At 71.9% G+C, this 26,138-nt stretch carries 26 protein-coding genes; 11 read left to right on the top strand and 15 right to left on the bottom strand.

Annotation, left to right across the window (positions count from 1 at the left end; translation table 11 throughout):
- Positions 1 to 28: 28 nt before the first annotated feature.
- Both LUU90_RS14915 and LUU90_RS14920 read right to left on the bottom strand, forming a co-directional pair.
- Entirely contained in the window at positions 29 to 487 is a 459-nt protein-coding gene (locus LUU90_RS14915) for a metalloregulator ArsR/SmtB family transcription factor (RefSeq protein WP_342470344.1), read from the bottom strand.
- A complete protein-coding gene (locus tag LUU90_RS14920) occupies positions 488 to 1,132 on the bottom strand; it encodes an SRPBCC family protein (protein ID WP_275004236.1) in 645 nt (214 codons plus the stop codon).
- A gap of 168 nt (positions 1,133 to 1,300) precedes the next feature.
- Between LUU90_RS14920 and LUU90_RS14925 the strand changes: the two genes are divergently transcribed.
- Entirely contained in the window at positions 1,301 to 1,957 is a 657-nt protein-coding gene (locus LUU90_RS14925; RefSeq protein WP_275004238.1) for a GNAT family N-acetyltransferase, read from the top strand.
- Positions 1,958 to 1,978: 21 nt separating this feature from the next.
- Here LUU90_RS14925 and LUU90_RS14930 read toward each other — a convergent pair whose 3' ends face one another.
- Together LUU90_RS14930 and LUU90_RS14935 are read right to left on the bottom strand one after the other, a co-directional pair.
- The gene (locus LUU90_RS14930) at positions 1,979 to 2,374 is read right to left on the bottom strand and encodes a hypothetical protein (protein WP_275004240.1); all 396 of its coding nucleotides are present in this window, start codon (positions 2,372 to 2,374) and stop codon (positions 1,979 to 1,981) included.
- A gap of 139 nt (positions 2,375 to 2,513) precedes the next feature.
- On the bottom strand, positions 2,514 to 3,671 hold the full coding sequence (locus tag LUU90_RS14935; RefSeq protein ID WP_275004241.1) for a trans-sulfuration enzyme family protein: 1,158 nt from the start codon (positions 3,669 to 3,671) through the stop codon (positions 2,514 to 2,516).
- A 59-nt stretch (positions 3,672 to 3,730) separates the two neighbouring features.
- Between LUU90_RS14935 and LUU90_RS14940 the strand changes: the two genes are divergently transcribed.
- On the top strand, positions 3,731 to 4,201 hold the full coding sequence (locus LUU90_RS14940) for an Lrp/AsnC family transcriptional regulator (RefSeq protein ID WP_275004243.1): 471 nt from the start codon (positions 3,731 to 3,733) through the stop codon (positions 4,199 to 4,201).
- A 182-nt stretch (positions 4,202 to 4,383) separates the two neighbouring features.
- On the opposite strand, the gene LUU90_RS14945 is transcribed toward LUU90_RS14940, so the two are convergent.
- The 3 genes from LUU90_RS14945 to LUU90_RS14955 all read right to left on the bottom strand — a co-directional run bounded on the left by LUU90_RS14945 (position 4,384) and on the right by LUU90_RS14955 (position 9,359).
- On the bottom strand, positions 4,384 to 5,502 hold the full coding sequence (locus LUU90_RS14945) for a serine protein kinase RIO (protein WP_275004245.1): 1,119 nt from the start codon (positions 5,500 to 5,502) through the stop codon (positions 4,384 to 4,386).
- Between the two features lie 282 nt (positions 5,503 to 5,784).
- Complete coding sequence (locus LUU90_RS14950) at positions 5,785 to 8,106, bottom strand: serine/threonine protein kinase (protein ID WP_275004246.1); 2,322 nt, start codon at positions 8,104 to 8,106, stop codon at positions 5,785 to 5,787.
- A gap of 101 nt (positions 8,107 to 8,207) precedes the next feature.
- Positions 8,208 to 9,359: a hypothetical protein gene (locus tag LUU90_RS14955; RefSeq protein ID WP_275004248.1), complete on the bottom strand. Its 1,152-nt coding sequence runs from the start codon at positions 9,357 to 9,359 to the stop codon at positions 8,208 to 8,210.
- A 295-nt stretch (positions 9,360 to 9,654) separates the two neighbouring features.
- Between LUU90_RS14955 and LUU90_RS14960 the strand changes: the two genes are divergently transcribed.
- Positions 9,655 to 11,625: a hypothetical protein gene (locus tag LUU90_RS14960; protein ID WP_275004250.1), complete on the top strand. Its 1,971-nt coding sequence runs from the start codon at positions 9,655 to 9,657 to the stop codon at positions 11,623 to 11,625.
- 84 nt (positions 11,626 to 11,709) lie between these two features.
- A complete protein-coding gene (locus LUU90_RS14965) occupies positions 11,710 to 12,600 on the top strand; it encodes an SDR family oxidoreductase (RefSeq protein WP_275004251.1) in 891 nt (296 codons plus the stop codon).
- Here LUU90_RS14965 and LUU90_RS14970 read toward each other — a convergent pair whose 3' ends face one another.
- Both LUU90_RS14970 and LUU90_RS14975 read right to left on the bottom strand, forming a co-directional pair.
- Positions 12,601 to 13,422: a metal-dependent hydrolase gene (locus tag LUU90_RS14970; RefSeq protein WP_275004252.1), complete on the bottom strand. Its 822-nt coding sequence runs from the start codon at positions 13,420 to 13,422 to the stop codon at positions 12,601 to 12,603. It lies immediately after the preceding gene.
- Between the two features lie 326 nt (positions 13,423 to 13,748).
- Entirely contained in the window at positions 13,749 to 14,237 is a 489-nt protein-coding gene (locus LUU90_RS14975; protein WP_275004253.1) for a GNAT family N-acetyltransferase, read from the bottom strand.
- 137 nt (positions 14,238 to 14,374) lie between these two features.
- On the opposite strand from LUU90_RS14975, the gene LUU90_RS14980 reads away from it, so the two are divergent.
- Positions 14,375 to 15,436: an LLM class flavin-dependent oxidoreductase gene (locus LUU90_RS14980; protein ID WP_275004254.1), complete on the top strand. Its 1,062-nt coding sequence runs from the start codon at positions 14,375 to 14,377 to the stop codon at positions 15,434 to 15,436.
- A 113-nt stretch (positions 15,437 to 15,549) separates the two neighbouring features.
- Here LUU90_RS14980 and LUU90_RS14985 read toward each other — a convergent pair whose 3' ends face one another.
- On the bottom strand, positions 15,550 to 16,020 hold the full coding sequence (locus LUU90_RS14985; RefSeq protein WP_274992298.1) for an HNH endonuclease: 471 nt from the start codon (positions 16,018 to 16,020) through the stop codon (positions 15,550 to 15,552).
- A 702-nt stretch (positions 16,021 to 16,722) separates the two neighbouring features.
- On the opposite strand from LUU90_RS14985, the gene LUU90_RS14990 reads away from it, so the two are divergent.
- The 5 genes from LUU90_RS14990 (at position 16,723) to LUU90_RS15010 (ending at position 21,280) form a co-directional block, all read left to right on the top strand.
- Positions 16,723 to 17,643 carry an ABC transporter ATP-binding protein gene (locus tag LUU90_RS14990; RefSeq protein WP_275004256.1) on the top strand — a complete coding sequence of 307 codons (921 nt, stop codon included), beginning with the start codon at positions 16,723 to 16,725 and terminating at the stop codon, positions 17,641 to 17,643.
- The gene (locus tag LUU90_RS14995; protein ID WP_275004258.1) at positions 17,640 to 18,428 is read left to right on the top strand and encodes an ABC transporter permease; all 789 of its coding nucleotides are present in this window, start codon (positions 17,640 to 17,642) and stop codon (positions 18,426 to 18,428) included. The genes LUU90_RS14990 and LUU90_RS14995 overlap by 4 nt, the downstream gene beginning before the upstream one ends.
- A 27-nt stretch (positions 18,429 to 18,455) precedes the next feature.
- Positions 18,456 to 19,256 (top strand): hypothetical protein, encoded by an 801-nt coding sequence (locus tag LUU90_RS15000; protein WP_275004259.1) that lies wholly within the window; start codon positions 18,456 to 18,458, stop codon positions 19,254 to 19,256.
- A 109-nt stretch (positions 19,257 to 19,365) separates the two neighbouring features.
- Complete coding sequence (locus LUU90_RS15005; RefSeq protein ID WP_275004260.1) at positions 19,366 to 20,598, top strand: sensor histidine kinase; 1,233 nt, start codon at positions 19,366 to 19,368, stop codon at positions 20,596 to 20,598.
- Positions 20,585 to 21,280 (top strand): response regulator transcription factor, encoded by a 696-nt coding sequence (locus LUU90_RS15010; RefSeq protein WP_275004261.1) that lies wholly within the window; start codon positions 20,585 to 20,587, stop codon positions 21,278 to 21,280. The genes LUU90_RS15005 and LUU90_RS15010 overlap by 14 nt, the downstream gene beginning before the upstream one ends.
- Before the next feature lie 30 nt (positions 21,281 to 21,310).
- Here the strand turns inward: LUU90_RS15010 and LUU90_RS15015 are convergent, their stop codons facing one another.
- From LUU90_RS15015 to LUU90_RS15035, 5 genes are all read right to left on the bottom strand, one after another.
- Positions 21,311 to 22,153, bottom strand: a complete 843-nt coding sequence (locus LUU90_RS15015; protein ID WP_275004263.1) for an ion transporter — start codon at positions 22,151 to 22,153, stop codon at positions 21,311 to 21,313.
- Positions 22,154 to 22,208: 55 nt separating this feature from the next.
- Positions 22,209 to 23,486, bottom strand: a complete 1,278-nt coding sequence (locus LUU90_RS15020; protein WP_274992300.1) for an arginine deiminase — start codon at positions 23,484 to 23,486, stop codon at positions 22,209 to 22,211.
- A gap of 16 nt (positions 23,487 to 23,502) precedes the next feature.
- Positions 23,503 to 24,165, bottom strand: coding sequence for a VIT1/CCC1 transporter family protein (locus LUU90_RS15025; protein WP_275004265.1), 663 nt, complete (start codon positions 24,163 to 24,165; stop codon positions 23,503 to 23,505).
- Positions 24,166 to 24,306: 141 nt separating this feature from the next.
- Positions 24,307 to 25,011, bottom strand: coding sequence for a DUF1684 domain-containing protein (locus LUU90_RS15030; RefSeq protein ID WP_275004266.1), 705 nt, complete (start codon positions 25,009 to 25,011; stop codon positions 24,307 to 24,309).
- 65 nt (positions 25,012 to 25,076) lie between these two features.
- Positions 25,077 to 25,532: a nitroreductase/quinone reductase family protein gene (locus LUU90_RS15035; protein WP_275004268.1), complete on the bottom strand. Its 456-nt coding sequence runs from the start codon at positions 25,530 to 25,532 to the stop codon at positions 25,077 to 25,079.
- A 130-nt stretch (positions 25,533 to 25,662) separates the two neighbouring features.
- Here LUU90_RS15035 and LUU90_RS15040 point away from each other — a divergent pair, with 130 nt between their 5' ends.
- Positions 25,663 to 26,055 carry a VOC family protein gene (locus LUU90_RS15040; RefSeq protein WP_275004269.1) on the top strand — a complete coding sequence of 131 codons (393 nt, stop codon included), beginning with the start codon at positions 25,663 to 25,665 and terminating at the stop codon, positions 26,053 to 26,055.
- Positions 26,056 to 26,138 lie beyond the last annotated feature (83 nt).

The raw sequence follows: 26,138 nt of genomic DNA on the forward strand, positions 1-26,138 counted from the left end.
CCTATTGCCGATCATCCGGCCTCGGGAGTCAGCCCGCTGCCTCGTCGCGCGCGGTCCGCTCCTCTGGCGCTGCCCGACGGCGTTCCCGGCGTCCGCGGACCAGCTCCGTCGCCAGGGCGTCGAGCGGCTGGGCGAAGGTGTCCTCGAAGCGGGCGAGCCACGCACCGGCGGCAGCCGTCCCGGCGTCGTCCACGGCGTAGAGGCGGCGGGTGCCCTCGGCGCGCACCCGCACCAGCCCCGCCTCTCGCAGCACCTTGAGGTGCTGCGAGACCGCGGGCTGGGTGATGCGCACGCGGGCCTGCAGCGCGGTGACCAGGGCGCCTGCCGGCTGCTCGCCCGGGGCCAGGAGCTCCAGCAGCCGACGCCGCACCGGGTCGCCGAGCGCCTCGAACACGCCGGCACGTGCGGAGTCGAGGGTGCTGTCACCCGGCACTGCCGACGTGTTCGGTGCCGTAAGCGCATCCGGCGCGTCGGGTACCGCCGGCACTCAGGACTCCGGCGGTGTCGTGTAAAAGGCCAGGGTTCGTTCGCCCGCGGCCCGCGCCTGGTCGGCGTCCTCCCCGGCGGCGACGGCGGCGTCGGCCCAGCCCGTGCTGGCGAGCCGCGCGAACTCGACACCCTCCGGGGAGGTCGACCACGACTCGACCTCCGCGGGGTTCAGACCGGCACCACTGGCGAGGTGCAGGCCGAGCCCCATGAGGCTGAGGTCCCAGCCGACACCGGTGGCACCCGGGCCGTACTGCGTCCAGAAGTCGGGGTCGACCGGAGCCTCGTGGACCAGCTCGAGCGTGGTGCCGTCGTCGGCCGGGGTGAGGTGGACGGTGAGCCACGAGACCGTCTCGCCGAACTCCCAGGTGACCGCGAACTCCTCGGGTGCGGCGCAGCGCTCGACGATGCCGCCCGCGTTGCCCTCGAGCTGGTAGCGGCCGCCGACGGTGAGATCGCCGCTGACCGGCAGGAACCAGCGGGGGAGGCGGTCGGCGGAGGTAAGGGCGTCCCAGAGGTCGGCGCGCTCGGCGGCATAGGTGCGGCGGGCGACGGCGATCTTGGTCGGGACGCCGTCGCGACTGCTGTCGCGGACCTCGCGGGTCACGAGGCCGGCGGTGGTGGCTGGGTCGATCACGGGGGCCATGTTCTCTCCTTCTATAAGTGACTACTTATGTTATGCCATAAGTCTGGGTCGGAGGCAACCGGCGGCACGGGCCCTGGGACGGGCCGGAACGGGCAGTGAGGCACCACATAAAAAGTGTGCCAAGCGGCCTGGCGTACGAGTGTCAGTGAGGCGGAGTAGGTTCCGAACATGGCCCAGATCGCCGTGGTCCCCGCGACTGCCGACCGGTTCGACGACATCGCCCGCGTCATCAACCCGACCGGGCGTGAGCAGGCGTGCTGGTGCATGCACTGGCGGGCCCCCGCCAAGGAGGACATCACGACGCGCGGGGCCCGGCTGCGCGAGCTGACCGAGCGGGAGCCGGCCCCGGGGATGCTCGCGTACCTGGAAGGCTCGGACACAGGGCGCTCCGGCATGCCGGATTCCGGTGCTGTGGGATCCGGTGCCGTGGGATCCGGCGCGGAGGTGGCGGGCTGGCTCGGTTTCTCGCGCCGGTCGGACGCCAGATCGCTGCAGCGGTCCCGTGTGCTGCCCGCGGGCGATCCGGAGACCTGGTCGACCACCTGGGTGTTCATGTGCGTGACGGTGCGCGCGGGCTTCCGCCGGCAGGGGATCGCCCAGGCCCTGCTCGGCGCCGGGGTCGACTACGCCGCCGGCCACGGGGCGACGGCGCTCGACGCGTTCCCGGTCGAAACCGAGCCCGGTCACCGGGTGCCGGTGAGCGCCGCCTTCGTCGGTACCGTCGGCATGTTCGAGCGGGCGGGGTTCGACCGGCTGGCGCCCACGGGCGCCACGAGCGGCCGACTGCCCCGCTGGCACATGCGGCGGGAGCTCACGCTCAGCTGATCGCCGCGTACGCGGCGGGTCCTACTCCTCGACCGGTACGACCACGCACAGCTCGAACGTCTCGCGGCCACGGCGGAGCAGGTACCGCACGCGCTCCGCAGTCTCCTCCGCTGCGTTCTCGTCCTTGTAGCTCCAGCGCACGTCGACCCACAGCAACGCGTCGCCGACCTGCTCGACGGCGCGCACGTCCGGCACGGCGGCGACCAGTCCCTGCTCCCGGTAGGCGGCGAGCATGCTGCCGAGCGCCTCGCGCGCCGCCTCGGCGTCGGGCACGACGAGGGACCGTTCAGCCTCCACCACCACCGACGGGTACGCGAGGCTCTCGGTCACGGTCTCCAGGTCGCCCGACCCGAGCGCGACACCGTAGTCGACGAAGAACGTGACCAGGTCGTCCTGGTCGTACGGAGTACTGGGCATGCCTTCACCGTAGGCGGACACCACGCTCCGCACCATGCCACGTCGTCGAGCCACGTCGTCGAGCCACGTCGTCGAGCCACGTCGTCGCGTGCCGGGCGCACGGCGGCCGGTCGCCGACCTGCCTGCGCCCGACACGGTCTCAGCGCGAGGAGTGCACGAGCGCCTCGGACAGGTCGGTCCAGAGGTCCTCGACGTCCTCCAGGCCTACCGACAGGCGAACGAGGTCGGGGGAGATGCCCGCGTCCTTGCGGGCGACCTCGTCCATGATCCGGTGCGTCAGGGAGGCCGGGTGCTGGATGAGGCTGTCCACGCTGCCCAGGCTCACCGCGGGGGTGATCAGGCGGACGGCGGAGACCAGGGCCACCGGGTCCGCGGACGTCTCGAACGAGACCATCGCCCCGCCCAGGCTCGGGTAGTGCACCCGCGTCACCCGGGGGTGCTCGGCCAGGCGGCGTGCCAGCTCCGATGCCGTGGCCGACGCCGCGCGCACTCGTACCGGAAGCGTCGCCAGTCCTCGCAAGAGCTCGTAGCCCGCCATCGGGTGCAGCATCCCACCGGTGACGAACCGGACCTGCCGCAGCCGCCGGGCGAACTCCTCGTCGCAGGCGATGACGCCGCCCATCACGTCGCCGTGCCCGCCCAGGTACTTGGTGGCGCTGTGCAGCACCAGGCTCGCCCCGAGCGTCAGCGGTCGCTGCAGCACCGGTGTGGCGAACGTGTTGTCCACCAGGAGCGGCACCGGGCCGCAGGCGTCGGCCAGCGTGCGCAGGTCCACCTCGGTGAGTGTGGGGTTGGCCGGGCTCTCGACGACGACCAGCCCGGTCCGGTCAGTGATGGCCGACGCCGCTTCGTCGGGCGTCGCCCACGTCACCGAGTTGCCGAGCAGGCCGGACTCGAGCAGGTGATCCGTGGTGCCGTACAGCGGTCGGACTCCGACCACCTCCGGCTTGCCCGCCGCGACCTGAGCCAGCAGGGCGGCCGACAGGGCGGCCATGCCGCTCGCGAACGCGACGGCGGACTCCGCGCCCTCGAGCTCGGCGAGCGCGGTCTCGAAGCGGCGCACCGTGGGGTTCGCGACGCGGCCGTAGACGGGTGGGCCGCCGTCGTCGTGCCCGGCCGCGAACTCGTCCAGGCGCTCGGCCTCGCCGACCACGTCGTACGACGGGTAGGTGGTGGACAGGTCGATGGGCGGGGCGTGCAGGCCCAGGGCGGCCAGGTCGTCCTTGCCGGCGTGGACGGCGCGCGTGTTCCAGGAGTGCGTGTTCCGGGAGTGCGTGCTCCCTGAATGCATGGTCATGGAGGACTATCGGCACCCGAGAGGGCCTGTACCGGTCTGGCGTGCTAGAAATTCGGCCTATGGGCCAGAACGTGATCCTGGATTCGGTAGATCGTGCACTGCTGGACGAGCTGCAGAAGGACGGGCGCCTCTCCAACAAGGCGCTCGCGCAGCGGGTGGGCGTCGCGCCGTCGACCTGCCTGGCCCGGACGCAGCGGCTGCAGAACACCGGGGTGATCCGCGGGTACCGCGCCGAGATCGACCCGGCCGCCGTCGGCCGCGGGCTGCAGGCCATGCTGATGGTGCGGCTCACGACCCACTCCCGGCCGCTGCTGGGCCCGTTCGTCGAGTGGATCCGACGGCTCCCGCAGACGCGAGCAGTGCACCACGTGTCCGGTCCCGACGACTTCCTGATCCACGTGGCCTGTGTCGACACCGACGAGCTGCAGCGCCTGGTCCTCGACCTCACGGCTCGTGGCGAGGTGGGCCGCGTGCAGACCGACCTCGTGTTCTCCTCCTGGACCTGCGGCCCGGTCACCCCCGCGGAGTGACCGACCCGGCGCGCCGGGTCGGGGCCGCGCAGGCGGAGGCGGTCGGCCGAGGGCGGCCGGAGGCGATCAGCCGACGGCGAAGCGCCTACCACTTTGAGGTCTAAGTTTCTCCGCTCTGAATCGCTTCAGAGCGGAGAAACTTAGACCTCGAAGGGGGTTCCCAGGTGGGGTGGGAGTCGGCGTCAGAAGGCCTGCGCCAGCAGGTCGGCGAACAGCGCGTCCGCGTCGACGTCCAGGCCGCGGGCCGTGAACCAGTCACACACGGTGCGGCAGTCCCGCAGCAGCACCTCGCTCGCGAACGGGTTGGACGCCAGGTCCACGACCTGCGGAAGATCGATGATGACCAGCCGCTCGCCGTCGGCCAGGATGTTGTACGGCGACAGGTCGCCGTGCGCGAAGCCGAGCCGAGCCAGCACGCCCATCCCGTCCGTCAGCTGCTCCCAGTACGACTCGAGCAGATCGCCCGACGGGCGTTCCCGGGTCAGTCGCGGTGCGGCGACGGCCTGGACACGGCCGGCCTCGTCGGCCACCTCGGTACCGATGAACTCCATCAGAACCTCGGTGCCGTCGATCTGCACCGGATAGGGCACCGGTGCACCGGCCGACCAGAGATCGCGCAGGGCGACGAACTCGGCGTCGGCCCACTGGGTGGCCGAGACCGCGCGACCCCACGCGGACTTGCGGTCCTCCATGGCGCGCTGGTCACGGGTGCGGCGCGTCCGGCGCCCCTCGGTGTACTCCGTGCCGCGGTGGAACTGCCCGTGCTCGAGGCTGCGGTACCGCTTGGCCACCAGGAGACAGCGCTCGGCGTGCTCCGCCGGCGCGTCGCCAGCAGAGGGGCCGCTGCCGGGCCCGCCCTCGGACGGCAGGACCGCGCCCGGCGGTACCGCACGTTCCAGCAGGTACGCGTCCGCTTCCTTGCCGGTCTTGAGGATGCCGAGCTCGGTGTCGAGCGCGGCGTCCCGGGTGACCACCCACCCGGGGACGGGATCGGGCCCACGCTGGCCCTTGGCGACGGATCGCCAGGTGGACCAGCGCTGCCCCGGTCCGGGCTTGGGGTCGACCTGGGTGGAGTCAGACGGGTCGGAGCCAGACCGGCCGGGATCGGCGTGCGCGAGACCGCTGTCGACGGCGTCTGCCCCGAGCGTGCTCGGGTGCGGTCCCTCCAGGTCCTCACGGCGGACCCGGGCGCGTCGGTCCGCGCGCAGCTCGTCAGCGGGCGGGCGGGTGCTGTACTGCTTGGTGCTCCTGTTCGGGGCGTGGACCAGGAGGCGCTTCGGTGCTTCGGGAAAACGGGGCAAGACAGTGCTCCTTGATGCTGGAGCACTACCGGGTCAGTTCCGGGTGCTCCTGATGGCAGTGGCGTCTGCTGCCGCGGAGGCAGCTGCGCGAACGACGTCGTCCATGACTGCCTCCTTTCCTGTCCGCACTCCCCGAGTGCCCGGCCCCGACCGTGTCGACCGGGGTCCTGTTACCTGTGTTGGCCGGTCATCAAGCCGCCTCGAAGTGCAGGCTCGGTGACCGTGCGACGAGCATGGCACGGCCGCGCGGCGGACCGCACCTGTTTTTTCCGCCAGCTCTGGTCAGCTCCAGGGCAGAGCGTTCTCTATCGACTCCCAGACCGAGTCGCGCACGTCCTCGGTGGTGTCCTGGACGCCCTGCTCGAGATCGTCCTGGATCTGCTCCCGCTGCTGCTCGAACGAGTCGCGCGCGTTCTGCGTCATCTGCTGGGCGTAGCCGACAGCGCCCTGCACGGCGATCACGATCACCCACACCACGACGACGAGCCAGAACGGCCACGTACGTCCACCACGGCGCGTCCGAACCGCCCGGAAGAGGTTCACGAAGGCAGAGGTCACGATGCCGAGCAGCGGGATCGACAGCTCGGCCATGCGTGGCAGCCAGACCGGGTCGAGGCTGAGCGTCGACACCGCGAGGCCACCGAGCGCCGCGAACAGCGGCAGCCCGGCCGCGCTGGGCATCGCGTCGAAGCCGGGGACGAGACGCACCAGCTGGTAGAGCGCGAGGGCGAGCAGCACGCGCGGGACCCAGCCGATGATCGTCGCCACGACGCCCAGGCCACCGCCGGAGCCGCGTTGGTCCCCGTCCTGGCTCTTGCTGCCCCGGCCGGTGTCGTTGCGGCCGGCACCGTCGTCGCGCCGAGGTGTCGGCCCGGCAGGCTGGGCCGGGGGCTGTGCGGGCGACTGCGGGGCGATCGGCTGCGTGCCCGTGGGAGACGTCGGCCGCTGCGCCGGGGCAGGGGTGGGCACCGGCGCGACGCGTGTGCCGGGCGCTGGGCCCGGGCGGAACGCGGGTGCCACCTGCGTGGCCTGCTGGTTCGTCACGGGTGCCATGCGCTGGGCGGGGTGGCTCGACTGTCGCCGGGGCGGGGGAGTCGCCGTCGGGCTGCCCGGGAGCGGCAGGCCGTGGCGCTGGCGGTAGGCGATCCAGCCGTCGAAGGTGTCCTGGTAGCCCTCGGGAGTGAACGCGGGAGCCCAGCGCATCGCCGCCCACAGGTAGTCCTTGATCTCGGCGGGCGCGCGCCCACCGGCCCGCTGCGGTCCGACGGCGGCCAGGTACGTGGAGATGACCTCTTCCGCGGCCCCGTCGAACCCGTCGGCGTGCACCTGGTGCAGGCGGCCCATGAGCTGCTGGTCGTAGACCAGGTTGGTGATGGGCTCGCCCTGTCGCACGGGGTTGCTCACGAGCACGCTGGTCGGTGCGACGGTGGCCGCGGCGGCCCCGCTGCCGGTGAGCACCTCGGTGACGAGGCCGCGCTCGATGGTCGTGACGCCCGCGGCGGCGAGCAGCGCAGGGTCCAGTGCGGCGCTGTCGGTCGCGAGCTGGGCCACGGTGCGGGACAGGTTGTGCAGCGGCGGGCGGTCCTCGGGCTGGTGCCGGGTCATGGCCAGGACGAGCGGGAGCAGCCGCTGGTCGACCGGTCCGACGTCGGCCGCGGTCAGGTCGCGCCCCGCGAAGTTGAGGTCGTTGGGCAGCACGCCCGTGGCGAGGAAGATCAGCAGCAGGCCGAGGCTGTAGACGTCGGAGCGGGCGTGCGGCTTGCGCACGAACAGCTCGGGCGCCATGTACGAGATGGTGCCGGCGGCGTGCGTCGAGGTGGTGGTGCCGTGCCCCTTGGCGATGCCGAGGTCGATGAGTACGTACCGGTCGGGTGCGGCGATGATGTTGGCCGGCTTCACGTCCCGGTGCAGGAAGTGCTCCTCCTGGAGCACCGCGAGGGCGTCGAGCACGTCGTCGGCCACCCGCAGCACGTCCCGCAACGGCAGCGGCCCGTCCGTGGCCACCCGCTGGGCCAGGGTGGGACCTGGTACGAGCTCCATGGCGAACCACGGCGTCGGCGACTGCAGGTCGGCCGTGACGAGCCGGGGGAACCCGCGTCCGCCCAGCCGCTCCAGCAGCGCTGCCTCGCCGACGAACCGGTCCAGCGAGCCGGACTCGGAGTTGGTGAGCACCTTGAGGGCCACCTCGCCGCCCGGGCCCATGGCCCGGTAGACGTGCGCGAAGCCGCCGTGGCCGAGCGAGCCGACGAGCTGGAACGGGCCGAGGACCTCACCGGTGGCCGGGATGCGCTGGGCGGTCCCGTGCCCGGCACCTGCGTGCCCGGAACCCTGCCCGGCGGTGCCCTGCCCCGTACGGGAACCAGCAGCGCCAGATCCGGCCGAGGGTGACCCGACGGCGTGCGACCCGGCTGTGTGACCAGCTCCCGAGGGCTGCACGACCTGCGTCGGCGCCGTCGGCGGTGGCGCCATCATCGTCGGCGCGGCGTGCGGCGGCGTCATCCGCGTGGGCGCCGGCGGCGGAGGGACGGAAGCGGTGTGATCGCCACCCCGGGCCGGTGGGCCGGCGGGGTGTGCGGCCGTCGTGCGGGTGGTCTCGTCGGACAAGCAAGGACTCCTCAGCAGGGCGCCGGAACTACCGGCTGGACCAGAGAAAATCTATCAGCGACCCGCCGCGCCGTTCCGCAAGGAGCCCAAGCTGTGACGTGTTAGCCGTTCCCGCCGGGCAGGGCGTCCTCGAGCTGCTCGGTCGCGTTCTGCCTGGCGTCCTCCACGCCCTGCTCGACCTCCTTCTCGACCGATTCCCGGGCGTCCTGCTTCGCGTCCTCGACGCTCTCGTCCACCGAGTTCTGGACGTCCTGCTGGATGTTCGCGGTCGCGTCCTGGGCGTACCCGACGATGCCGCCGACGGCGAACACCACGATCCAGGCGATGATCGCGAGCCCGTAGGGCCAGACCGCGAGCGACGTGTTCAGCGAACGGATCGTGTTGAGGATCCCGGCGAGCGCGATACCGAGCGCCGGGATCGTCAGGTTGGCTGCCTGGTCGGACCACTCGGGGTTGAGGTTGAGCATGCCGAGCACACCGTCGCCGATGCCGCGGAACAGCGGGAACTGCGAGACGTCGGGCATGACGTCGAACCCGGGGATCAGCCGGACGAGCTGATAGACGCTCAGCGCGAGCAGGATCCGGGGGATCCACGCCAGGATCGCGCCCGCTGCCGAGCCACCACCGGGGGAGTCGGCGTCCCGGCCCCGCTCCCGGCGCGGCGCCGGCGGCTGGGGTGCCTGGGCGCCGTAGCCCTGGTCGAAGGGTGCCTGGCTACCCGGCAGCTGCCCCGGCTGGTGCTGACCCGGCTGACCGTAGCCAGGCTGGCCGTAGCTGGGCTGCTGGCCGTAGCCAGGCTGCTGGCCGTAGGGAGCCTGCGTCGGCTGTCCGTAGGCGGCCTGGCCCTGCCCCTGCCCGTAGCCCGGATCGCCCGGGAACGCGCCCGGCGCATGCGCCTGCGTGGGCTGTGCGGTCTCGTACGGGCGGTACGGCCGGGCGGGTGGCGGCGTGGCGGCCCGGTAGTCCCGCCCCGGGTCGGCGCCCTGCTGGGGCACTCCCGACGGCGGCAGCACCTGTGTCTGGTCGCCGTACCCCGCGTTGCCCTGCGGAGCGCCGCCCAGGGGTGCGCCCGACGGCGGCATGACCTGCGTGTGGTCCCCGTACCCCGTGTTGCCCTGGGGTGTGCCGGCCGGGGGCATCATCTGCGTCCGGTCGCCGGAGCCCGCGCCGCCCTGACCAGGCCATCCTGTCTGTCCTGGACGGCCCGCCTGCCCGCCCTGCCCGGGAACCTGGTCGTCCTGGACCGCGTCCATCCGCTGCGTGGAGGCATACGATGACGGAGCGCCCGGCTGCGTACCCGGGCGACCCGGGCGAGCGGGCGGCCGCTGGACCTGCGTGGGGTCGTCCGCCGGAGGAATTCGGCGGGTGGGCTCGTCGGACACGCGGAGGCTCCTCGGTTGTGGTCCCGGTTTCGACACCTGTTTGCGCGTGAACCTACCAGGTGGGGTGAATGCCCCGTTGGGCTGGCCAGGCGGGCGAACATGTCCGACCCTTGCTTCGGGGGCGAACCACGCGATGCCGCCTACCCAGGAACTTCGGAGGAAACGCATGAGCTCTGACACCGTGCCCCGCTGGCCTCGGATCGACGCGATCGTCCGGGAAGACGGTTCCGGCGAGGTGACGATCGACGGGACGTTCCATCCCATCACCACGGGCAGCCTGGAAGAGGCGCGGGTGGAGGTGCTGCGCCGGGTGACGGAGAACGCCGCGAAGGTCGGCCGGCCCGTGCGCGCGTCCGCGACCGGGCCGGAGGGACTGTGGAACCTGATCGTGCACCCGGACGGGACGGTGGTGCCGGAGGAGGACGAGCTCGCGCCGCCGTCGACCCCGACGCCGCAGACGCCCGACGCGGTGCCCGGCTCCGCACCGGCCACGACGCACGGCGGGATGCCCGGCGGAGCGCCGGAGGCCACGCCGGGTGCGACATCGAGCCCGACGTCGGCACCGGGACCGGTGTTCGAAGGCACGCCGGTGGTGGACCTGCCTCCCCGCAGTGAGCAGGCCGACCCGTTCGGTTCGGCGGACCCGCTCGACACGACGCATCCGGCCGGCACGACCGGAGTGCCAGGCACGAACGGAGCGCCAGGCAGCACCGGTGGCGCGGGTGCGGGCTCCGACCCGCTCGCGTCCGCGGTCGAGATCGACCCGGAGGACACGGTGCGGCGCGTGCCGCGAACGCCCGCGGCGCCGGACGCCGGGGAACCGGGCTCCGCAACACCCGACTCCGCGACGCGCGACTCCGCCACACCCGGTCCTGCGACGACCGGCTCAGCGACACTCGGGTACACCTCGTCCGGATCCGCGACCGCCTACGCGCCGAACGGTGCCACGCCCGAGGCCGACGGCGGCTCCCCGGTCGCCGACTGGGTGCGCGAGAACGCGTCGGACGACACCCGGATCCGGCCGGCGGCAGGCGAGCCCGGCGGCATGCCGATCGGTACGCCGGGCAGCACCATGAGCGGCGCGCCGGGCGGCCTGGCGACCCCCGTGTCCGGACCGGTCGACGCGGTGCCGACCGCTGGATACAGCGGCGGCGGTCTGTCCGCGCCGCCGTCGGACCCGACGCCGGTGACCGACGGGGACGCACCGCGCTCCCGGCGTGAGGCGCGTCAGTCGTTCCTGACGCACCAGCAGGACGAGGACCCGGCCACGCGTGGTTTCCGCGGGATGCTCACCAAGGTCGGTATCCGGGTGGGGCCGAGCGAGTCGGAACGGGCCGAGCGCGCCGACGAGCGCGCCGTCAGCCAGCACTGGCCCGGGCCACGCACCATCTCGATCGTGAACGGCAAGGGCGGCGCCGGAAAGACGCCGTCGACGGTGCTGCTCGCGGCGGTCTTCGCGCAGTTCGGTGGTGCGGGCGTCGTGACGTGGGACAACAACCAGACGCGCGGCACGCTGGGCTGGCGCACGGAGCAGGGGCCGCACGAGGCCACGCTGCTGGACCTGCTGCCGCAGGCGGACCGCCTCCTGGGCCCGTCGGCGCAGGCCGCCGACCTGGCACGGTACGTGCACCACCAGACTCGCGACCGGTTCGACGTGCTGCGGTCCAAGCCGATCGCCATGGCGAACGAGCAGCGGATCGAGCCGCGGGACGTGGACGCCATCCACTCCGTGCTGTCGAAGTACTACCGGATGATCCTGATCGACTCCGGCAACGACGAGTCCGATCCCATGTGGCAGCGCATGATCGACCTGACCGACCAGCTCGTGGTGGCCACCACGACGCGCGACGACCACGCGGAGGCTGGTGCGCTGCTCCTGGAGGCACTCTCGACCCGGGACGGCCGGTCGGCGTACCTGGCGCAGCAGGCGGTCGTGGTGGTGAGTCAGGCCGACCAGAAGGAGCCCGCGAGCGAGCTGGAGAAGGTCGCCGACGGGTACCGGTCGCTGGCCCGTGAGGTGGTCACCATCCCGTTCGACCCCGCGATGGTCGACGGTCACCTGCGGTACGGCGCGCTGCGCACGGACACCCGGCGGGCCTGGCTCAAGGCGGGGGCTGCGGTGGCCGGCGGCCTGTGACCGACCGACGTCGCGGTTCCTGTGCGAGTGGGTGCCATTCGTCGGATGCTGGACGTGCCGATCGACGTCGACAGGGAGTTGCACATGTCGGACCAGACCACGCCACAGGACCCCACCACCCAGCAGCCGCAACCGGAGCAGCCGGCCGACGACCTGCAGCCGCCGGGCCGCACGGGTGACATGTCGCAGGAGCCCGACCACGGAGAATCCACCTATGAGGGGTCCGGCCGGCTGGACGGTAAGCGGGCGCTGATCACGGGCGGCGACTCCGGGATCGGGCGTGCCGTCGCGATCGCCTTCGCGCGCGAGGGCGCCGACGTCGCGATCTCCTACCTGCCCGAGGAGGAACCGGATGCGCGGACGACGGCGCGCTGGGTCGAGGACGCGGGCCGTAAGGCAGTGCTGCTCCCCGGTGACATCCGGGACGAGGAGTTCTGCGGACGGCTCGTCGCCGACGCGGTGGACGGCCTCGGGGGCCTGGACATCCTCGTGAACAACGCCGCGTACCAGATGTCCCAGGACGACGGGCTGCGCGGCATCACGACCGACCAGCTCGACCGGGTGCTGAAGACCAACGTCTACGCGCTGTTCTGGATCACCAGGGCGGCGCTGGACCACCTGCCGGAGGGCGGGACGATCATCAACACGACGTCCGTCCAGGCGTTCGAACCGAGTCCCCAGCTGCTCGACTACGCCACGACGAAGGCCGCGATCCTCAACTTCACGAAGGGGCTGGCGCAACAGCTGGCACCCGAAGGCATCCGTGTCAACGCGGTGGCGCCTGGACCGATCTGGACACCGCTCATCCCTGCCACGCTGCCTGACAGCAAGGTGGAGCAGTTCGGCGCCGACACGCCGTTGGGCCGCGCCGGCCAGCCCGCCGAGCTGGCGCCGGCGTACGTGTTCTTCGCCTCCCAGGAGTCGAGCTACATCACCGGCGACCGCATCGGGGTGACAGGCGGCCGGCTGCTGTAGCTAGCCGGGGAAGAACGCCAGTACCTGGTACCAGACCGCCATGGTGTCGTAGCCCATCTGGTTCAGGAGCGCCCACACGATGCCGACGATCGCGTAGAGCGAGATCGGGACGAGCAGGATCCACTCACGCACGGAGCCGGCGTCGCCGATGATCGGGACCGAGAGGTTGCCACCGGTGCGCCACATCCAGTCGAGCTCGATGCCTCGCTTGTTCCGCATCCAGTAGGGGGACCGGAACTTCAGCGGCCACAGCAGCGGCACCCCGGCGGTCGTGATCAGGTCGCCGATGACGTGCACGATGCAGCCGAGCGCCACGCTGAACGGCATCCAGTACCACTCCTCGGGCGCGAAGATGGCGATGAGGACCGCCAGGGTGACGGACATCGTCCATGGGAAGATCTTCGTGTCCCGCGTGATCTTGAGCGCCTTGAGGGCGAACGCGACGAGCAGCACGCACATGATGCCCGGGCCGATCAGGATCGCGCCGAACTCCTCGGTGCCGGTGTCGATGCTCAGGAAGCTGAGCGCCCAGGCGATCGCCGTGAACACCGCGATGCCGAGGATCGAGTGCGTGCCCTTGCGGTGCCCGCCCGAGACCGCCTCGATGCCCTTCACCACCACGTTCGAGACCGGCTTCAGCGAGTTCGCGATGGTGCCCGAGTGGTGGTCGGCGTCGGGCAGCAGCGCCGCACCCGCACAGACCAGGGCCCCGGTGAACACGCTCGCGTCCGATACCGGGTACCAGCCGAAGGCGATCGGCGTCGATGCCGTGACTGCGACCCAGGCCGCGGCTCCCGACGCGGCGTGGTGGCCTCCCATCATGGTGGTGTGCGCTCCAGTTCCCGGGTCTCCCCGACGTGGTTCGGCGGCCCGGCCGACGGCGTTCCGGCGTCCTGCCGGAGGTGCGGTGGGCGTGCCCGTCTGACCGGGTTTGTCCCCGGCCGGAGGAAACCCTAGCGCGGGGGACCGACACCCACGGCGACGGCGCGCCCAGTCGTCCGGGCACGGTTCGCGCACAGGCCTGGTACTGCCGCAGCAGCGCCCTGAGCAGGCCGGACGCGCTCCCCGCTCACGCGACAGACCCCCAGGCCACCGGAGTGTCCTGAGGGTCTGACAGGCCGGCTCTCACCGGTCGACGAGGGGTGCGGTCAGGCGCCCGTCACGTACGCGTAGTGGTGGAAGTGCTGGTCGCGCACGAAGCCCTCCGACTCGTACAGCCCCTGCGCCGCGACGTTGTCCCACGCGGTGGCCAGCGACACCCGGATGGCCCCGGCGTCCTTGGCCCGACGGCACGTGTCCTGAACGAGCGCACGCGCCGCGCCCGTCCCGCGCGCGGCGGGCGCGACGAACAGATCGTTGAGGACCCACGACCGGCTCAGACTCACGGACGACCAGGTGGGGTAGCTCTGGGCGAAGCCGACCACCTCCTGGCCGGCGCCCGAACCCGAGGGCTCGGCGCCCTCCGGTCGGAGCACTGCCACCAGCAGCAGGCTGTCGCCCGCGTCGCGGCGGGCGGTCAGATAATCGCGCGCTTCGGCGTCGGGCACCTCCTGGTCGTAGAACCTGAGGTACTGACGGAACAGGTCGACCACGGCGTCGACATCGTCGTCGGTCGCGGGACGCACATCAACAGACACCTCGCGATCATGTCAGGCCCGAGGGGGTCCGCGCCATGGCCTTCGGCGATAACGCCACCGTCCCGCGGGTGGTAAGCGCGTGCGACCCGCGAGCCCACCTCGGAACACGCCGGACCCCGGAACGGTTGACAGAGGCGATGAATACCCAGCCACGCTTGTCCGTCCTTGACCTCGTGCCCGTCCGTTCGGGCCAGACCAGCGCCCAGGCCCTGTCGGCCTCGCTCGAGCTGGTGGCGCTCGCCGACCGCCTCGGCTTCGAGCGCTACTGGTTCGCCGAGCACCACAACATGGCCGCCGTCGCGGCGTCGTCGCCGCCGGTCATGATCGCCGCCGCCGCCGCGCGCACGTCTCGCATCCGGGTCGGGTCCGGCGGTGTGATGCTGCCGAACCACGCTCCGCTCGTGGTCGCGGAGCAGTTCGCGGCGCTGGAGGCCGTCGCGCCCGGCCGGATCGACCTGGGCATCGGCCGTGCGCCCGGCAGCGACCCCGTGGTCACGTCCCTCCTGCGGGCCACCGGTCCGACGGCGGACGTGGACCGGTTCCCGCAGCACGTCACCGACATCCTGAGCCTCATGGGACCCGACGGCGCTCGTCTGCGGCTCGTCTCCGGCGAGATCTACGACGTGCGGGCCACGCCCGCCGCCGCGAGCGTGCCGACCGTGTGGCTGCTCGGCTCCAGCGACTACTCCGCGCGCCTCGCCGCGGAGCTCGGCCTGCCGTACGTGTTCGCCAACCACTTCTCCGGCCAGGGCATGGACCAGATCCTCGCGCTGTACCGGGACGGCTACCGCCCGTCGGAGGAGCACCCGGAGCCGCGCACCTTCCTCACGGCCAACGCGGTGGTCGCGCCGACGGCGGACGAGGCGCACGACCGCGCCCTGCCGCAGCTGCGGCAGATGGCCAAGCTGCGCTCGGGTCAGAGGCTCGGCCCGCTCGAGACCGTCGAGGACGCGGTGCGCGCGACCGCCGACGAGCCGGCCGACGGCCTGCTCGCCCAGTCGATCGAGGGCATGCGGACACGCTGGCTGATCGGCGACGCCGGGCACGTGGCCGCCGAGGTGCGTGGCCTGGCCGACCGGCACGGCGTCGAGGAGGTCATGCTCGTACCGGTCGCCGGTTCGCCTGCCGACGAGCCCCTGGACGCGACACCGGGCCGGACGCAGACCCTGGAGCTCCTGGCGGCTGAGCTGAACGGCTGAGCTGAACGGCTGAGCTGTACGACCTGCCGGGCACCGGCAGCTGAGAGAGGGTCAGGTGATCGGCACTCGAGTTGCCGATCACCTGACCCTTTGCCGACCTCACCGTGCCCGGGCTACGCCGCTCGAGCCGCCCGGTGCCGGATGGCGCGCGCGTACTCCGCTCGCGGGACGTGTGGCGTCACGTGGAGCACCATGCCGGCCTCGGCCGGCGTGCGGTTCGCCTTGAGCGAGTTGCACTCGTAGCAGGCGGCCACGAGGTTCATCCACGTCGAGGGGCCCCCGCGCGACCGCGGCAGGATGTGGTCCACGGTCTCGGCGGGGCCGCCGCAGTACGCGCACAAGCCGTCGCGCCGCTTCACGCCCTGCTTGGTGCATGCGGGCGCCCCGCCCGACTTGTAGAGCCACCGCATCGTGACGTACCGGACCAGCCGCAGCACGCGCGGTAAGGGGAACGGTCCGAAGGAGCGGCCGTCGACCGCCTCCTCCACAACCGCTACCTCGCGCACGAGCATGTGGATGGCGTGCCGGACCGATACCCGGTGCAGCGGCTCGTAGCCGGCATTGAGGACTAGGACGTCGGCCACGGGCCTGCTCCTTCCGGTGAGCTTGTCGTTCTCGTTCTTCTCGTGATCTCTCGGTGTGGCTGTTCTGGGTGGTGCTGGGTCGTGCTCCGCCGCCGTCGTGCCGGACGGTCCGAACTGCTCCCGAGACGACAAGAGCCGCCCGGGAAAGGCATCCCGAGGCGGCTCACGTTCACTGGTCCGGCAGAACCGGATCAGCGGCGTATGGCGCCTCGTATGGCCTCACGGCCGTCCCGCAGGTGCATGGCAGTGGTCGGGTAGGACGAAGCGGTGGCAGCACTGACCTTGCACAGGTCTGACGCCTGGAGCGCAACGCTGGTGCGGACCATCGTGGTTCTCGTCCTTCCGTCTCGTTCTGATCTGGCCGACTGATCTGACTAGCTGGTCTGACTGTGTTCTCTGACTGCATGAATGCGTCTCAATATCGTGCTCCGGCAGGGATCACAGGCACACAACCTGCCGCCACGGCGCGAGTCCGTGTGTGAAGAAAGGTACAACGAGGACTTGGCGTCGTCTATGGCTTTTCCGGAACTGCAACCCAAGGATGCATCAAGTTCCTGGCGTGGCGTGGCACGACGGCGTGTCGCGACAGTGTCCCGGCAGGGAACCCGAAGGGAACATCGAAGTTCAACCCAGGGGTGGCATCGCCGGCCCTCGGCCGCTCCGTAGCGTCGATGCAACTAGTCCGTGGACCGGAGGTTGTCGATGGGTATTCAGGTGCAGTCGCTGGGCAAGCAGTACGGACGCACGTGGGCTGTCCGTGATCTGACGTTCGAGGTGCAACCGGGGAAGGTGACCGGGTTCCTCGGGCCGAACGGGGCGGGCAAGTCCACGACGATGCGCTCGATCGTCGGGCTCGACCGCCCCACCACGGGTACGGCGCTGATCGACGGCGTGCGGTACGCACGGCTGCGCGCCCCTCTGCGAGAGGTCGGGACGGTACTGGACGCGAGGTCCGCGCACCGGTCCCGCCGCGCCGTCGACCACCTGCGGACCGTCGCGGCGACGCACGGGTTCCCGAGGAGGCGGGTCGACGAGGTGATCGGGCTGGCGGGGCTGGAGAGCGTGGCCCACCGCAGGGCAGGGCAGTTCTCCCTCGGGATGGGGCAGCGGCTGGGAATCGCCGTCGCGCTGCTGGGTGACCCGCACACGCTGATCCTCGACGAGCCGGTCAACGGGTTGGACCCGGAGGGCGTGACGTGGATCCGGCGGCTGCTGGGCTCGCTCGCCGCCGAGGGCCGCACGGTCTTCCTCTCGTCGCACCTCCTCAGCGAGCTGGCACTCGTCGCGGAGCACGTGATCGTGATCGGGCGGGGCGAGCTGATCGCCGATTCTCCGATCGACACGCTGACCGCCGACGCCGAGCGGGTGCGGGTGCGCACCGAGGAGGTCGACGCGCTGGTCCGACTGGTCTCGGCCGAGGGGGTGACCACGGCCTCGCTGGACAACGGCACCGTGGAGATCACCGGCCTGCCGGTCGAGGCCGTCGCCCGGCGTGCGGCGGAGGTCGGGATCGTGCTGCTGGAGGTCACGCCGATCCACCGGACGCTCGAGGAGGCGTACACCGAGCTGACCCGGGACGCCGTCGAGTATCGCGCCGGCGATGCGGACGGGGGCAGGCCATGAGCGCCGCTGCGGCAGGTGCCGCGAGGTACGCGGCTCCGGGCAACGGCTCGTTGTCCGCGGCACGCGCGGTGCGCGCCGAGTGGACGAAGTTCCGCACGCTCCCGTCGAACCTGGTCACCATGACCATCACGTTCGTCACGATCATCGGGCTCGCCGGCGTGCTCCTGGCAGCCTTGGCCGGCGAGGGCAGGGTCCCCGCGACGACCGAGCTGCTGGCCGGGGTGTCGTGGGCCCAGTTCGTGCCTGCGGTGCTCGGCGTCGTGATGATCTGCTCGGAGTGGGCCTCGGGCACGAGCAAGGTCACGTTCCTGGCCGTACCGACCCGGTGGCCGGTCCTGGCCGGCAAGGTCGCGGTCGTGGGCGTCGCCACCTTCGTCGCCGGGGCCGCAGGAGCCGCCGGAGCCCTCGTCATGGGAGCCACCACGGGGGTCGACGTCGGCGGGGACCCGGCGCTCGTGATCCGGCTCGTCGTCGGCACCGGACTGTATCTGGGCACCATCGCGGTGCTCGCGCTCGGTCTCGGTGCGATCGTTCGCAACCTCGTGGGTTCGATCCTCACCGTGATCGGCCTCCTGTGGATCATGCCGTTCGCCGCAGCCATGGTCCCGGTGCCGGAGGTGCAGGAGCTGACGCTCTACCTGCCCACTTCCGCGGGCGTGCTGCTCATCACGCCCGACAACCCCGCCGTCGGGCTCACGCCATGGGGCGGCTACGCCGTCCTGCTCGCCTGGGCGGCGGCAGCGCTCGCCGGCGCCGTCCTCACCCTGCGCACACGAGATGTCTGACCCGCTCCACCACCCAGGAGGGACCCGATGAACGGGCCTAGCACCGCTTTCCAGATCCGCCCGACACTGATCGGCGCACTCGCGTCGGAGACCGTGAAGCTGTGGACGCTGCGATCCAACCAGGTTCTCGCCGCTGTCGCCCTGCTCGTCATCAGCGGCAGCGGTGCGCTGTTCTCGCTCAGCCTGCGGTCCCGGAGCACCGATCCCCGGTTCGCCGGGCAGGCGACCACCGCCGAACCGATGCAGCTCGTGGACAGCGTGCTGTGGGCGCAGATCGTCGTCGCCGTGATCGCCGTCCTCGCGGTCACCGGTGAGTACACGTCGGGACAGGCCAAGCTGTCGCTGCTGGCGCTGCCGACACGGCTGCCCTGGCTCGCGGCCAAGGCCGTCGTGCTGGGCGCGCTCGGATTCGTGATCGGCATGACGGGCGCGGCGATCAGCCTCGGTCTCTCGGTCCTGATCCTCTCGGGTTCTGCGGTCGTGTACACGCCTGAGCCCGGCGAGACCGTCTCGCTCGCGCTCCGCTCCGGTGCGTACCTCGCGGCCGTCGCGGTACTGGCCATGGGTGTGGCCGCCGCGCTGCGCCACGTGGTCGCCGCGCTCGTCGCCGTCCTCGGGCTGATGATCGTTGCGCCGCCACTGCTGTCCTCGATCGCCGGCATCCGAGAGGCCGCCGACTACACCCCGACCTACGCGGGGCGCCGGCTCATCTCCGACTTCCCGACCTTCGCGGAGCTCGGTCCGTGGACCGGGTACGCCGTCCTGGTCGGGTGGGCGGTCGTAGCGCTGGTCGTCGCGGGCCTCGCGCTCCGTGCCCGCGACGCCTGATGCCGCGACGCCTGATGCCGGCGGCATCCGTTGTCAGCGACGTCTGACGCGCGGCGTCGCGCAGAATGGACCGGGACATGAAGCGGCGCAGGCCGGGAGGGCGGGGACGATGACGACGGGGAGCCTGCGGGTCGACGCCGCGGACCTGAGGCGCCCGCCGTCGAGCGCGGCGACCTGGCTGCGCCGGCACCCGGTCGTGGTGGACGTCATCGTCGTGGTCACCGCGGGTGTGCCGCACCTGCTCGTGCTGCTGCTCTGGTCCGGAGCGGTTGCCTGGTGGGGCTACCTGCTGCTCGTGGCGGCGGCCGGGGCCCTGCTGGCGCGCCGCCGGCGGCCGCTCACGGTACTGCTCGTGGTCGCCGTCACGTGTGCCCTCAGCGAGCTGACCCTCCCAGGCGTACCGGTCCCGACGTTCTCGTTCGCCTTCGCCCTGTACACGGTCGCCTCCCGCGAGAGCACGATCCGGGCGCTGGTCGGCTATGGCGCGGCGGTGGCCGTGACCATGCTCGCGACGGTCCCCGAGTCGCTCCAGGGCATCCGCCCGGACGCGGTCTCGCTGACGGATCCCCTCTCGTTGCTGGCCTTCGTCACCGGGATCGTGGTCAAGAGCCGCCGCGACCACACGCGCTGGCTCACCGAGACCGTGAACCAGCGGATCGAGAACGCCGCCCTGACCGAACGCACCCGCATCGCGGCCGAGATGCACGATCTCGTCGCCCACTCGCTCACCGTCATCGTCACCCTCGCGAACGGCGCGAGCAGCGCCGCGGAGAAGCACCCCGAGCGGTCGCGCGCTGCCGTGGAACAGATCGCCGCGGTCGGCCGCGACGCGCTCGGCGACATGCACCGCACCCTGGCGCTGCTTCGCGACGCCGACACCGGGCTCGACGCCAACCTCCACCGCTCCGGCGACAACCTCCCGACCCTGGAGGAGCTGGCCGAAGGGTGCCGGCTCGCAGGGCTACCCGTCACGCTGACGCGCACCGGGCCCGCCCTCCCGGCCGACGCCGCTCTCCGGCAGGCCGTCTACCGCATCGCCCAGGAGTCCCTGACCAACACGCTCCGCCATGCGCACGGTCCTTCCGAGGCGACTGTGGTGATCGACCATGGCGACGGCGCCGTCGTCCTCACCATCACGGACGACGGTGGGCCGGTGACCCTGCCGGGACCGCCCGGGCACGGGCTGGTCGGCATCCGGGAGCGTGCCGCGGCCCACGGGGGTGACGCCGAGTCCGGGCCCCGGCCGGGCGGAGGGTGGCGCACCCGCGTCGTCCTGGGCACGGGCGGGGCGCGTGCCGCCGGCGAGAAGCGGCTCGAGGGGCGCGACCGTGTCGACGACTGAGTCCCGCCCGCCGATCCGCGTGCTCCTCGTCGACGACCACGCCCTCATCCGCACCGGCAACTCGCTGGTGCTCGCCGCGACCGACGACATCACCGTCGCCGGCGAGGCCGGCACCGGGGAGGATGCCGTCGCCCTTGCTCGCGCCCTCCGGCCGGACGTGGTGCTCATGGACGTGCGGATGCCCGGGATCGGCGGCATCGAGGCCACCCGTCTCGTCACCAGCGCCGTGCCCGGGACGAAGGTCGTCGTGCTCACCACGTTCGACCTCGACGTCTACGCGTTCGAGAGCATGCGGGCCGGCGCCAGCGCGTTCCTCCTGAAGAGCGCCACACCCGGCGCGCTCACCGCAACGATCCGTACCGTCGCGGCCGGGGACGCCGTCCCCGGCGCCCGGGACACCGGACGCCTCATCGAGGCCCACGTCGAGACCCTGGGCCGTGCCGCCGCCGGCCCGCGGCTCCGGACCCTGCTCTCACCGCGGGAGTACGACGTCTTCCTCGGTATCGCGCGAGGGCTGTCCAACCCTGAGATCGCCGCCGAGCTCACCCTCGCGCTGCCCACGATCAAGACCCACGTCAACCGCATCCTCGCCAAGCTCGGCGCTCGCGACCGGGTGCACCTCGTGATCCTCGCCTACCAGCACGGCATCGTGCGGGCCGGCCGAGCGGCGCGGGGTACCTAGATACCGTTCAGCGGCGCTCAGCGACGTTGCTCATGGCGCTACCGCGACCGGCGACGCCTCGGGCTCCGGGCGTTCGGCCCGTGAGGCGGCGAGCTCGGCCTGGAGGGTCACGAGCTGCGCCCGGATGGCGCGCAGCTCGTTCATGACCTCGGCGTCGGACCTCTCCTCGTGCTCGGCGAGCTCGTCGATGCTCTCCATGCCGCTCACGACCACCGCGATGAAGAGGTTCAGCACGGCGAACGAGACCACCAGGATGAAGACGACGAAGAAGAGCCACGCCGACGGCTCCTGTCGCATGACGTCCTCCGCGATCTCGGGCCAGGCCTCGCCCGTCATGACCTGGAAGAGCGTGAACGCCGTGGTGCCGAGGTCGCCGAAGTGGTCGGGTGCGACCGCCCCGTAGAGGTTGGTCGCGATCACCACGGACACGTACATCACCAGCACCAGGAGTGCTCCGACGGATCCCATGCCCGGCACCGCGGCGACCAGGCCGTTGACGACCCGCTTCATTGACGGCACGGAGTCCGCCAGCCGCAGTACGCGCAGGATCCGCAGGGCGCGCAGCACGGACATCGGGCCCGTCGCCGGGATCAGGGCGATCCCGACCACGACCAGGTCGAAGACGCTCCAGGGGTCGCGGAAGAACCGCGGACCGTGGGCGACCAGGCGCAGCAGGATCTCGGCGACGAAGAACCACAGCATGGCGTCGTCGACGACCTGGAGCACCTGGTCGGCGGGTCCGGCGACGAACGCGGTCTCCAGCCCGAGGACGACGGCGTTGGCGATGATCACGCCGAGCACCGCCCGCTGGAACCAGCGGTGCTCGACCAACCTGCGCAAGCGTTCGCGCACCGTCCCGCCACCGACCGACATCCGGACTCCTTTCAGGGTTTTTGTCCGGGATGCAGGGTAACGGCCGTGACGACCTCTACCAGCTGACGGGGTCCCTGATGATCGGGCAGGTCATGCAGTGCCCGCCGCCTCTGCCGCGGCCCAGCTCGCCGCCTGCGATCTCGATCACCTCGACGCCGGCCTTGCGCAGCAGGTCGTTGGTCGTGGTGTTGCGGTCGTAGGTGAACACCACGCCGGGCTCGACCGCCACCGAGTTGTTTCCGCTGTCCCACTGCTGGCGCTCGGACTCGTAGACGTCGCCGCCGGTCTCGATGACCCGCAGCTCGCCCAGCCCGGAGGTCCGCCCCACGACGTCGAGGAAGGAGGAGCCGCCGGCGTCGGTCACCGAGACGCCGAGCGGGCCCGAGTCCGGGCGCAGCACGAACGGGTGCACACGGTCCACGATCCGCGGGTACACGGTGACGGTGTCGACGTCGACGAAGGTCATGATCGTGTCCAGGTGCATGGCCGCGCGCAGTCGCGGCATGCCGGCCACCACGATCTGCTCGGCCGCGCCCTGCTCGAACAGGGACGCCGCCACCTGGGTGATCGCCTGGCGCGATGTGCGCTCGCTCATGCCCATCAGGACGGTGCCGTTGCCGATCGGCATGATGTCGCCGCCCTCGAAGGTCGCCTCACCGTGGCTCGCCTCCGGGTCGCCCCACCACACGCGGCTGCCCACGAAGTCGGGATGGAACGCGTAGACCGCCTTCATGAGCAGGGTCTCGTCGCGGCGCGCCTGCCAGTACAGCGGGTTCAGCGTGAGGCCGCCGTAGATCCAGCAGGTGGTGTCCCGCGTGAAGAGCGTGTTCGGCAGCGGCGGCATGAGGTACTCACGGGCGTCCGGGCTCATGTCCGCCAGAGCGCGGAAGCCCGGCGGCAGCTCGGGTACGTCGGCGACCGCGAGGCCGCCGATCAGGTACCGGGCCAGCTCGTGCTCGGGCAGCGACTCCAGGTACTCGCGCGTCGCCTCGACCAGGCCGTTGCCCACGATCTCCGGCACGATCTTGCGGTCCAGGAGCCAGTCCCGCGCGCCGGGCACGCGGAGCGTCTCCGCCAGCAGGGCGTGCAGCTCGACGACGTCGACGTCGCGGCTGCGCAGCTCGGCCACGAAGTCGGCGTGGTCCTGCTGGGCGCGTTCCACCCACAGGACGTCGTCGAACAGCAGGTCGGCCGAGTTGGACGGGGTGAGGCGCTGGTGTGCCAGGCCCGGCGCGCAGACCAGGACCTTGCGCAGGCGGCCGACCTCGGAATGGACGCCATAGGCCGACGAGGGTGCGTCGGCGGGGGGCGGTGTGATGTCGATGGTGTTCATCGGGCGCTAACGGTACTCATCCCGCCGCCGTCGTGCCGAGCAGGGAGCCGACCGCGAAGGTCGCGCCGAGAGCGAGCGCCCCGCCGACGACCACGCGCGCCGTGGCGCGCACCCGCGGTGCCGCACCGATCCAGGCGGCGATCCAGCCCGTCCCGGCGAGCGCCACCAGCACGACGGCGAAGGTGGTGCCGACCCGCCACGGCTCGGGGATGAGGAGCACCGCGGCGAGCGGAAGCGCTGCGCCCAGGGTGAAGGCCACCGCCGACGCGAGCGCGGCGTTCCACGGGCTCACCACCTCGTCCTCGTCGATGTTGAGCTCGGCCTCCAGGTGCGCCGAGAGGGCGTCGTGCTCGGTGAGCTCGACGGCGACCTGGCGGGCGGTGGTGGGGGAGAGGCCCTTGGCCTCGTAGAGCTCGGCCAGCTCGGCGAGCTCCTCCTCGGGCATCTCCGCGAGCTCGGTCCTCTCCTTGGCGATGAGCGCCTTCTGCGTGTCGGACTGGCTGGAGACGGAGACGTACTCGCCCAGCGCCATCGAGATCGCGCCGCCCACGAGGGCGGCGAGCCCCGCGGTGAGGATGGGGGCGGTCTGGGCGGTCGCCGCCGCGACGCCGACGGTGACCGCGGCGACCGACACGATCCCGTCGTTCGCGCCCAGGACGCCGGCGCGCAGCCAGTTCATTCGCTCGGCGAGTCCTTCGGCGTGCGGTTCGCCGGCGTGCCCGGCGGATCGGCTGGCGCCAGGACGGCCCGTGCCAGGGAGCCCGGTGCCAGGGCGCCCGGCACCGGGGATGTCCCGCTCAGACGGTTCGGCGGCCATGGGCTATGCGCTCTTGGCCGGGGTGCGCTCGCCCACCGGAACCTCGACGTCGAGCGTGTTGCCGGGCTGTGCGAGCGGGCACGTCCATGCCGGGTCGTAGGCGCAGGACGGGTTGTACGCGAAGTTGAGGTCGAGAACCAGGTCGCCGACGCCGGCGTCGTAGCCGCTCGCGTGGCCGTCCGTGCTGCTCTCGTGGCCCAGCCAGGCGCCCTTGATGGTGTCGAGGAGGTAGCGGCCGCCGCCGTAGGTGCCGCCGGGGGCACCGGCGAGCGCGTCCTTGATCGGCACGAACAGGCCGCCGCCATAGGAGGCGAGACGCCAGATGTCGAGCGTGCCCAGCCCGGGCAGGACCACCTTGCCGAGCAGCTCGAACGGCACGACGCCGTCGGTGCCGGTAGGGACGTCGAGGCGGCGCGGGGCGCCGTCGGACCCGGGTTCGGCGGGCACCACCGGGGCCGTCAGGCGCCACGCCGGGTCGTACGGGGCGACTGACAGCCCCGTGAAGCCGGGCTTGTCCTCAGGGAGGACGGGCGAGGCCGGGTGGGTGGCGAAGAGCTCGTCGCGGGTCATCGTCCAGTAGGCGTGCGCGGCGGCCGGGTCCTCGGCCGCGCGGACCCGGACGCCCGCGTACAGCGCGAAGACGCGCCGCCGCCAGTCGGCGGTCTGCAGGGCTGTGGTGACCGGCGAGGTGGTGGCGGCGTGCGTCATGCGTCCGACACTACCGACCGCGGTGGTGACCGGCGCTCGAACAGCTCGTGGACGCCGGACACGGTTCAGGTGGTGGGTGTCAGCCTGATGACGGGGATCTCCCGGTCGGTCGTCTCCTGGTACTTGCCGAACTGTGCGGTCGTGGTGACGATCTGCTGCCAGGCTCGCTCGCGCTCGGCGCCGTGCAGCTCCTCGGCGGTCACGGCGACCCTGCGGCCGCCGTGTTCGACGGAGACCTGGTCCGGGTGGGCGGCCAGGTTGAGGTACCAGGCGGGGTTGGCGGGGGCGCCACCCGCGGACGCCACGACCAGCCAGCTGTCGTCCGGGCCGGGGAACCACGCGAGCGGCGTCTGGCGAGGCTGCCCGCTCTTGCGGCCGACGGTGGTCAGGACCAGGAGGTTCATTCCCATGGTCGTTCCGCCGGCGCGCCGGGCACGGCCCATGATCAGCCGGTTCATCCAGCGGAACATGCGGCCCGGCTGCTTGGCGCCGCGCGTGCCTGTGGGGTGGCTGAAGCTCATGGCGCTGTGCCTTCCGGAGACGGATGGATCGTGATGTCCACGACAGGAGCGACTATAGATGTGAGTCCGAGCGTGGTGGCCGCGGCAGGCCGGGTCTGAGGCAAGGCCTCTCTCGGCCTACGATCGCGGGATGCTTCGACTCTCCGATGTCACCTACCTCGTCCTCGACCACGACGAGGCGATCGCGTTCTTCGTCGACGCCCTCGGGTTCGTCGTCCGGCACGACGAGACCAGGGAGTCCGGCCGGCGCCGGGTGGTGGTGGGTCCGGCTGACGGCGGAACCGGTCTCGTGCTCGCGCTGTCCGGCGGGCCTGATACCGCGGGCGCCGTCGGGCAGCAGGCCGGTGGCAAGGTCGCGTTCTTCCTGGAGACCGACGACTTCGCCGCGCAGCACGCGCGGATGACGGCGGCCGGCGTGCGGTTCCGTGAGGAGCCCCGCCACGAGCCCTACGGGACGGTGGCGGTCTTCGAGGACCTCTACGGCATGCCGTGGGACCTGATCCAGCCGCCGGCCCAGGCCTGACGGCGTGGCCCGTCGCGCTGAGCAACGGCAGGGGTGATGAGAGGTCCGCTCGGAGGAAGCGGTCGCGCATGCTCTCGCATCGG

This window comes from Promicromonospora iranensis (assembly GCF_028994775.1).
Classification (GTDB): Bacteria; Actinomycetota; Actinomycetes; order Actinomycetales; family Cellulomonadaceae; genus Promicromonospora; species Promicromonospora iranensis_A.

Excerpts from the sequence above, each read along its gene's own strand:
- LUU90_RS14920 (WP_275004236.1), bottom strand. The coding sequence starts at position 1,132 with ATGGCCCCCGTGATCGACCCAGCCACCACCGCCGGCCTCGTGACCCGC.
- LUU90_RS14925 (WP_275004238.1), top strand. The coding sequence starts at position 1,301 with ATGGCCCAGATCGCCGTGGTCCCCGCGACTGCCGACCGGTTCGACGAC.
- LUU90_RS14930 (WP_275004240.1), bottom strand. The coding sequence starts at position 2,374 with ATGCCCAGTACTCCGTACGACCAGGACGACCTGGTCACGTTCTTCGTC.
- LUU90_RS14935 (WP_275004241.1), bottom strand. The coding sequence starts at position 3,671 with ATGACCATGCATTCAGGGAGCACGCACTCCCGGAACACGCACTCCTGG.
- LUU90_RS14940 (WP_275004243.1), top strand. The coding sequence starts at position 3,731 with ATGGGCCAGAACGTGATCCTGGATTCGGTAGATCGTGCACTGCTGGAC.
- LUU90_RS14955 (WP_275004248.1), bottom strand. The coding sequence starts at position 9,359 with ATGGACGCGGTCCAGGACGACCAGGTTCCCGGGCAGGGCGGGCAGGCG.
- LUU90_RS14960 (WP_275004250.1), top strand. The coding sequence starts at position 9,655 with ATGAGCTCTGACACCGTGCCCCGCTGGCCTCGGATCGACGCGATCGTC.
- LUU90_RS14965 (WP_275004251.1), top strand. The coding sequence starts at position 11,710 with ATGTCGGACCAGACCACGCCACAGGACCCCACCACCCAGCAGCCGCAA.
- LUU90_RS14970 (WP_275004252.1), bottom strand. The coding sequence starts at position 13,422 with ATGATGGGAGGCCACCACGCCGCGTCGGGAGCCGCGGCCTGGGTCGCA.
- LUU90_RS14980 (WP_275004254.1), top strand. The coding sequence starts at position 14,375 with ATGAATACCCAGCCACGCTTGTCCGTCCTTGACCTCGTGCCCGTCCGT.
- LUU90_RS14990 (WP_275004256.1), top strand. The coding sequence starts at position 16,723 with ATGGGTATTCAGGTGCAGTCGCTGGGCAAGCAGTACGGACGCACGTGG.
- LUU90_RS14995 (WP_275004258.1), top strand. The coding sequence starts at position 17,640 with ATGAGCGCCGCTGCGGCAGGTGCCGCGAGGTACGCGGCTCCGGGCAAC.
- LUU90_RS15000 (WP_275004259.1), top strand. The coding sequence starts at position 18,456 with ATGAACGGGCCTAGCACCGCTTTCCAGATCCGCCCGACACTGATCGGC.
- LUU90_RS15005 (WP_275004260.1), top strand. The coding sequence starts at position 19,366 with ATGACGACGGGGAGCCTGCGGGTCGACGCCGCGGACCTGAGGCGCCCG.
- LUU90_RS15015 (WP_275004263.1), bottom strand. The coding sequence starts at position 22,153 with ATGTCGGTCGGTGGCGGGACGGTGCGCGAACGCTTGCGCAGGTTGGTC.
- LUU90_RS15020 (WP_274992300.1), bottom strand. The coding sequence starts at position 23,486 with ATGAACACCATCGACATCACACCGCCCCCCGCCGACGCACCCTCGTCG.
- LUU90_RS15025 (WP_275004265.1), bottom strand. The coding sequence starts at position 24,165 with ATGAACTGGCTGCGCGCCGGCGTCCTGGGCGCGAACGACGGGATCGTG.
- LUU90_RS15030 (WP_275004266.1), bottom strand. The coding sequence starts at position 25,011 with ATGACGCACGCCGCCACCACCTCGCCGGTCACCACAGCCCTGCAGACC.
- LUU90_RS15035 (WP_275004268.1), bottom strand. The coding sequence starts at position 25,532 with ATGAGCTTCAGCCACCCCACAGGCACGCGCGGCGCCAAGCAGCCGGGC.
- LUU90_RS15040 (WP_275004269.1), top strand. The coding sequence starts at position 25,663 with ATGCTTCGACTCTCCGATGTCACCTACCTCGTCCTCGACCACGACGAG.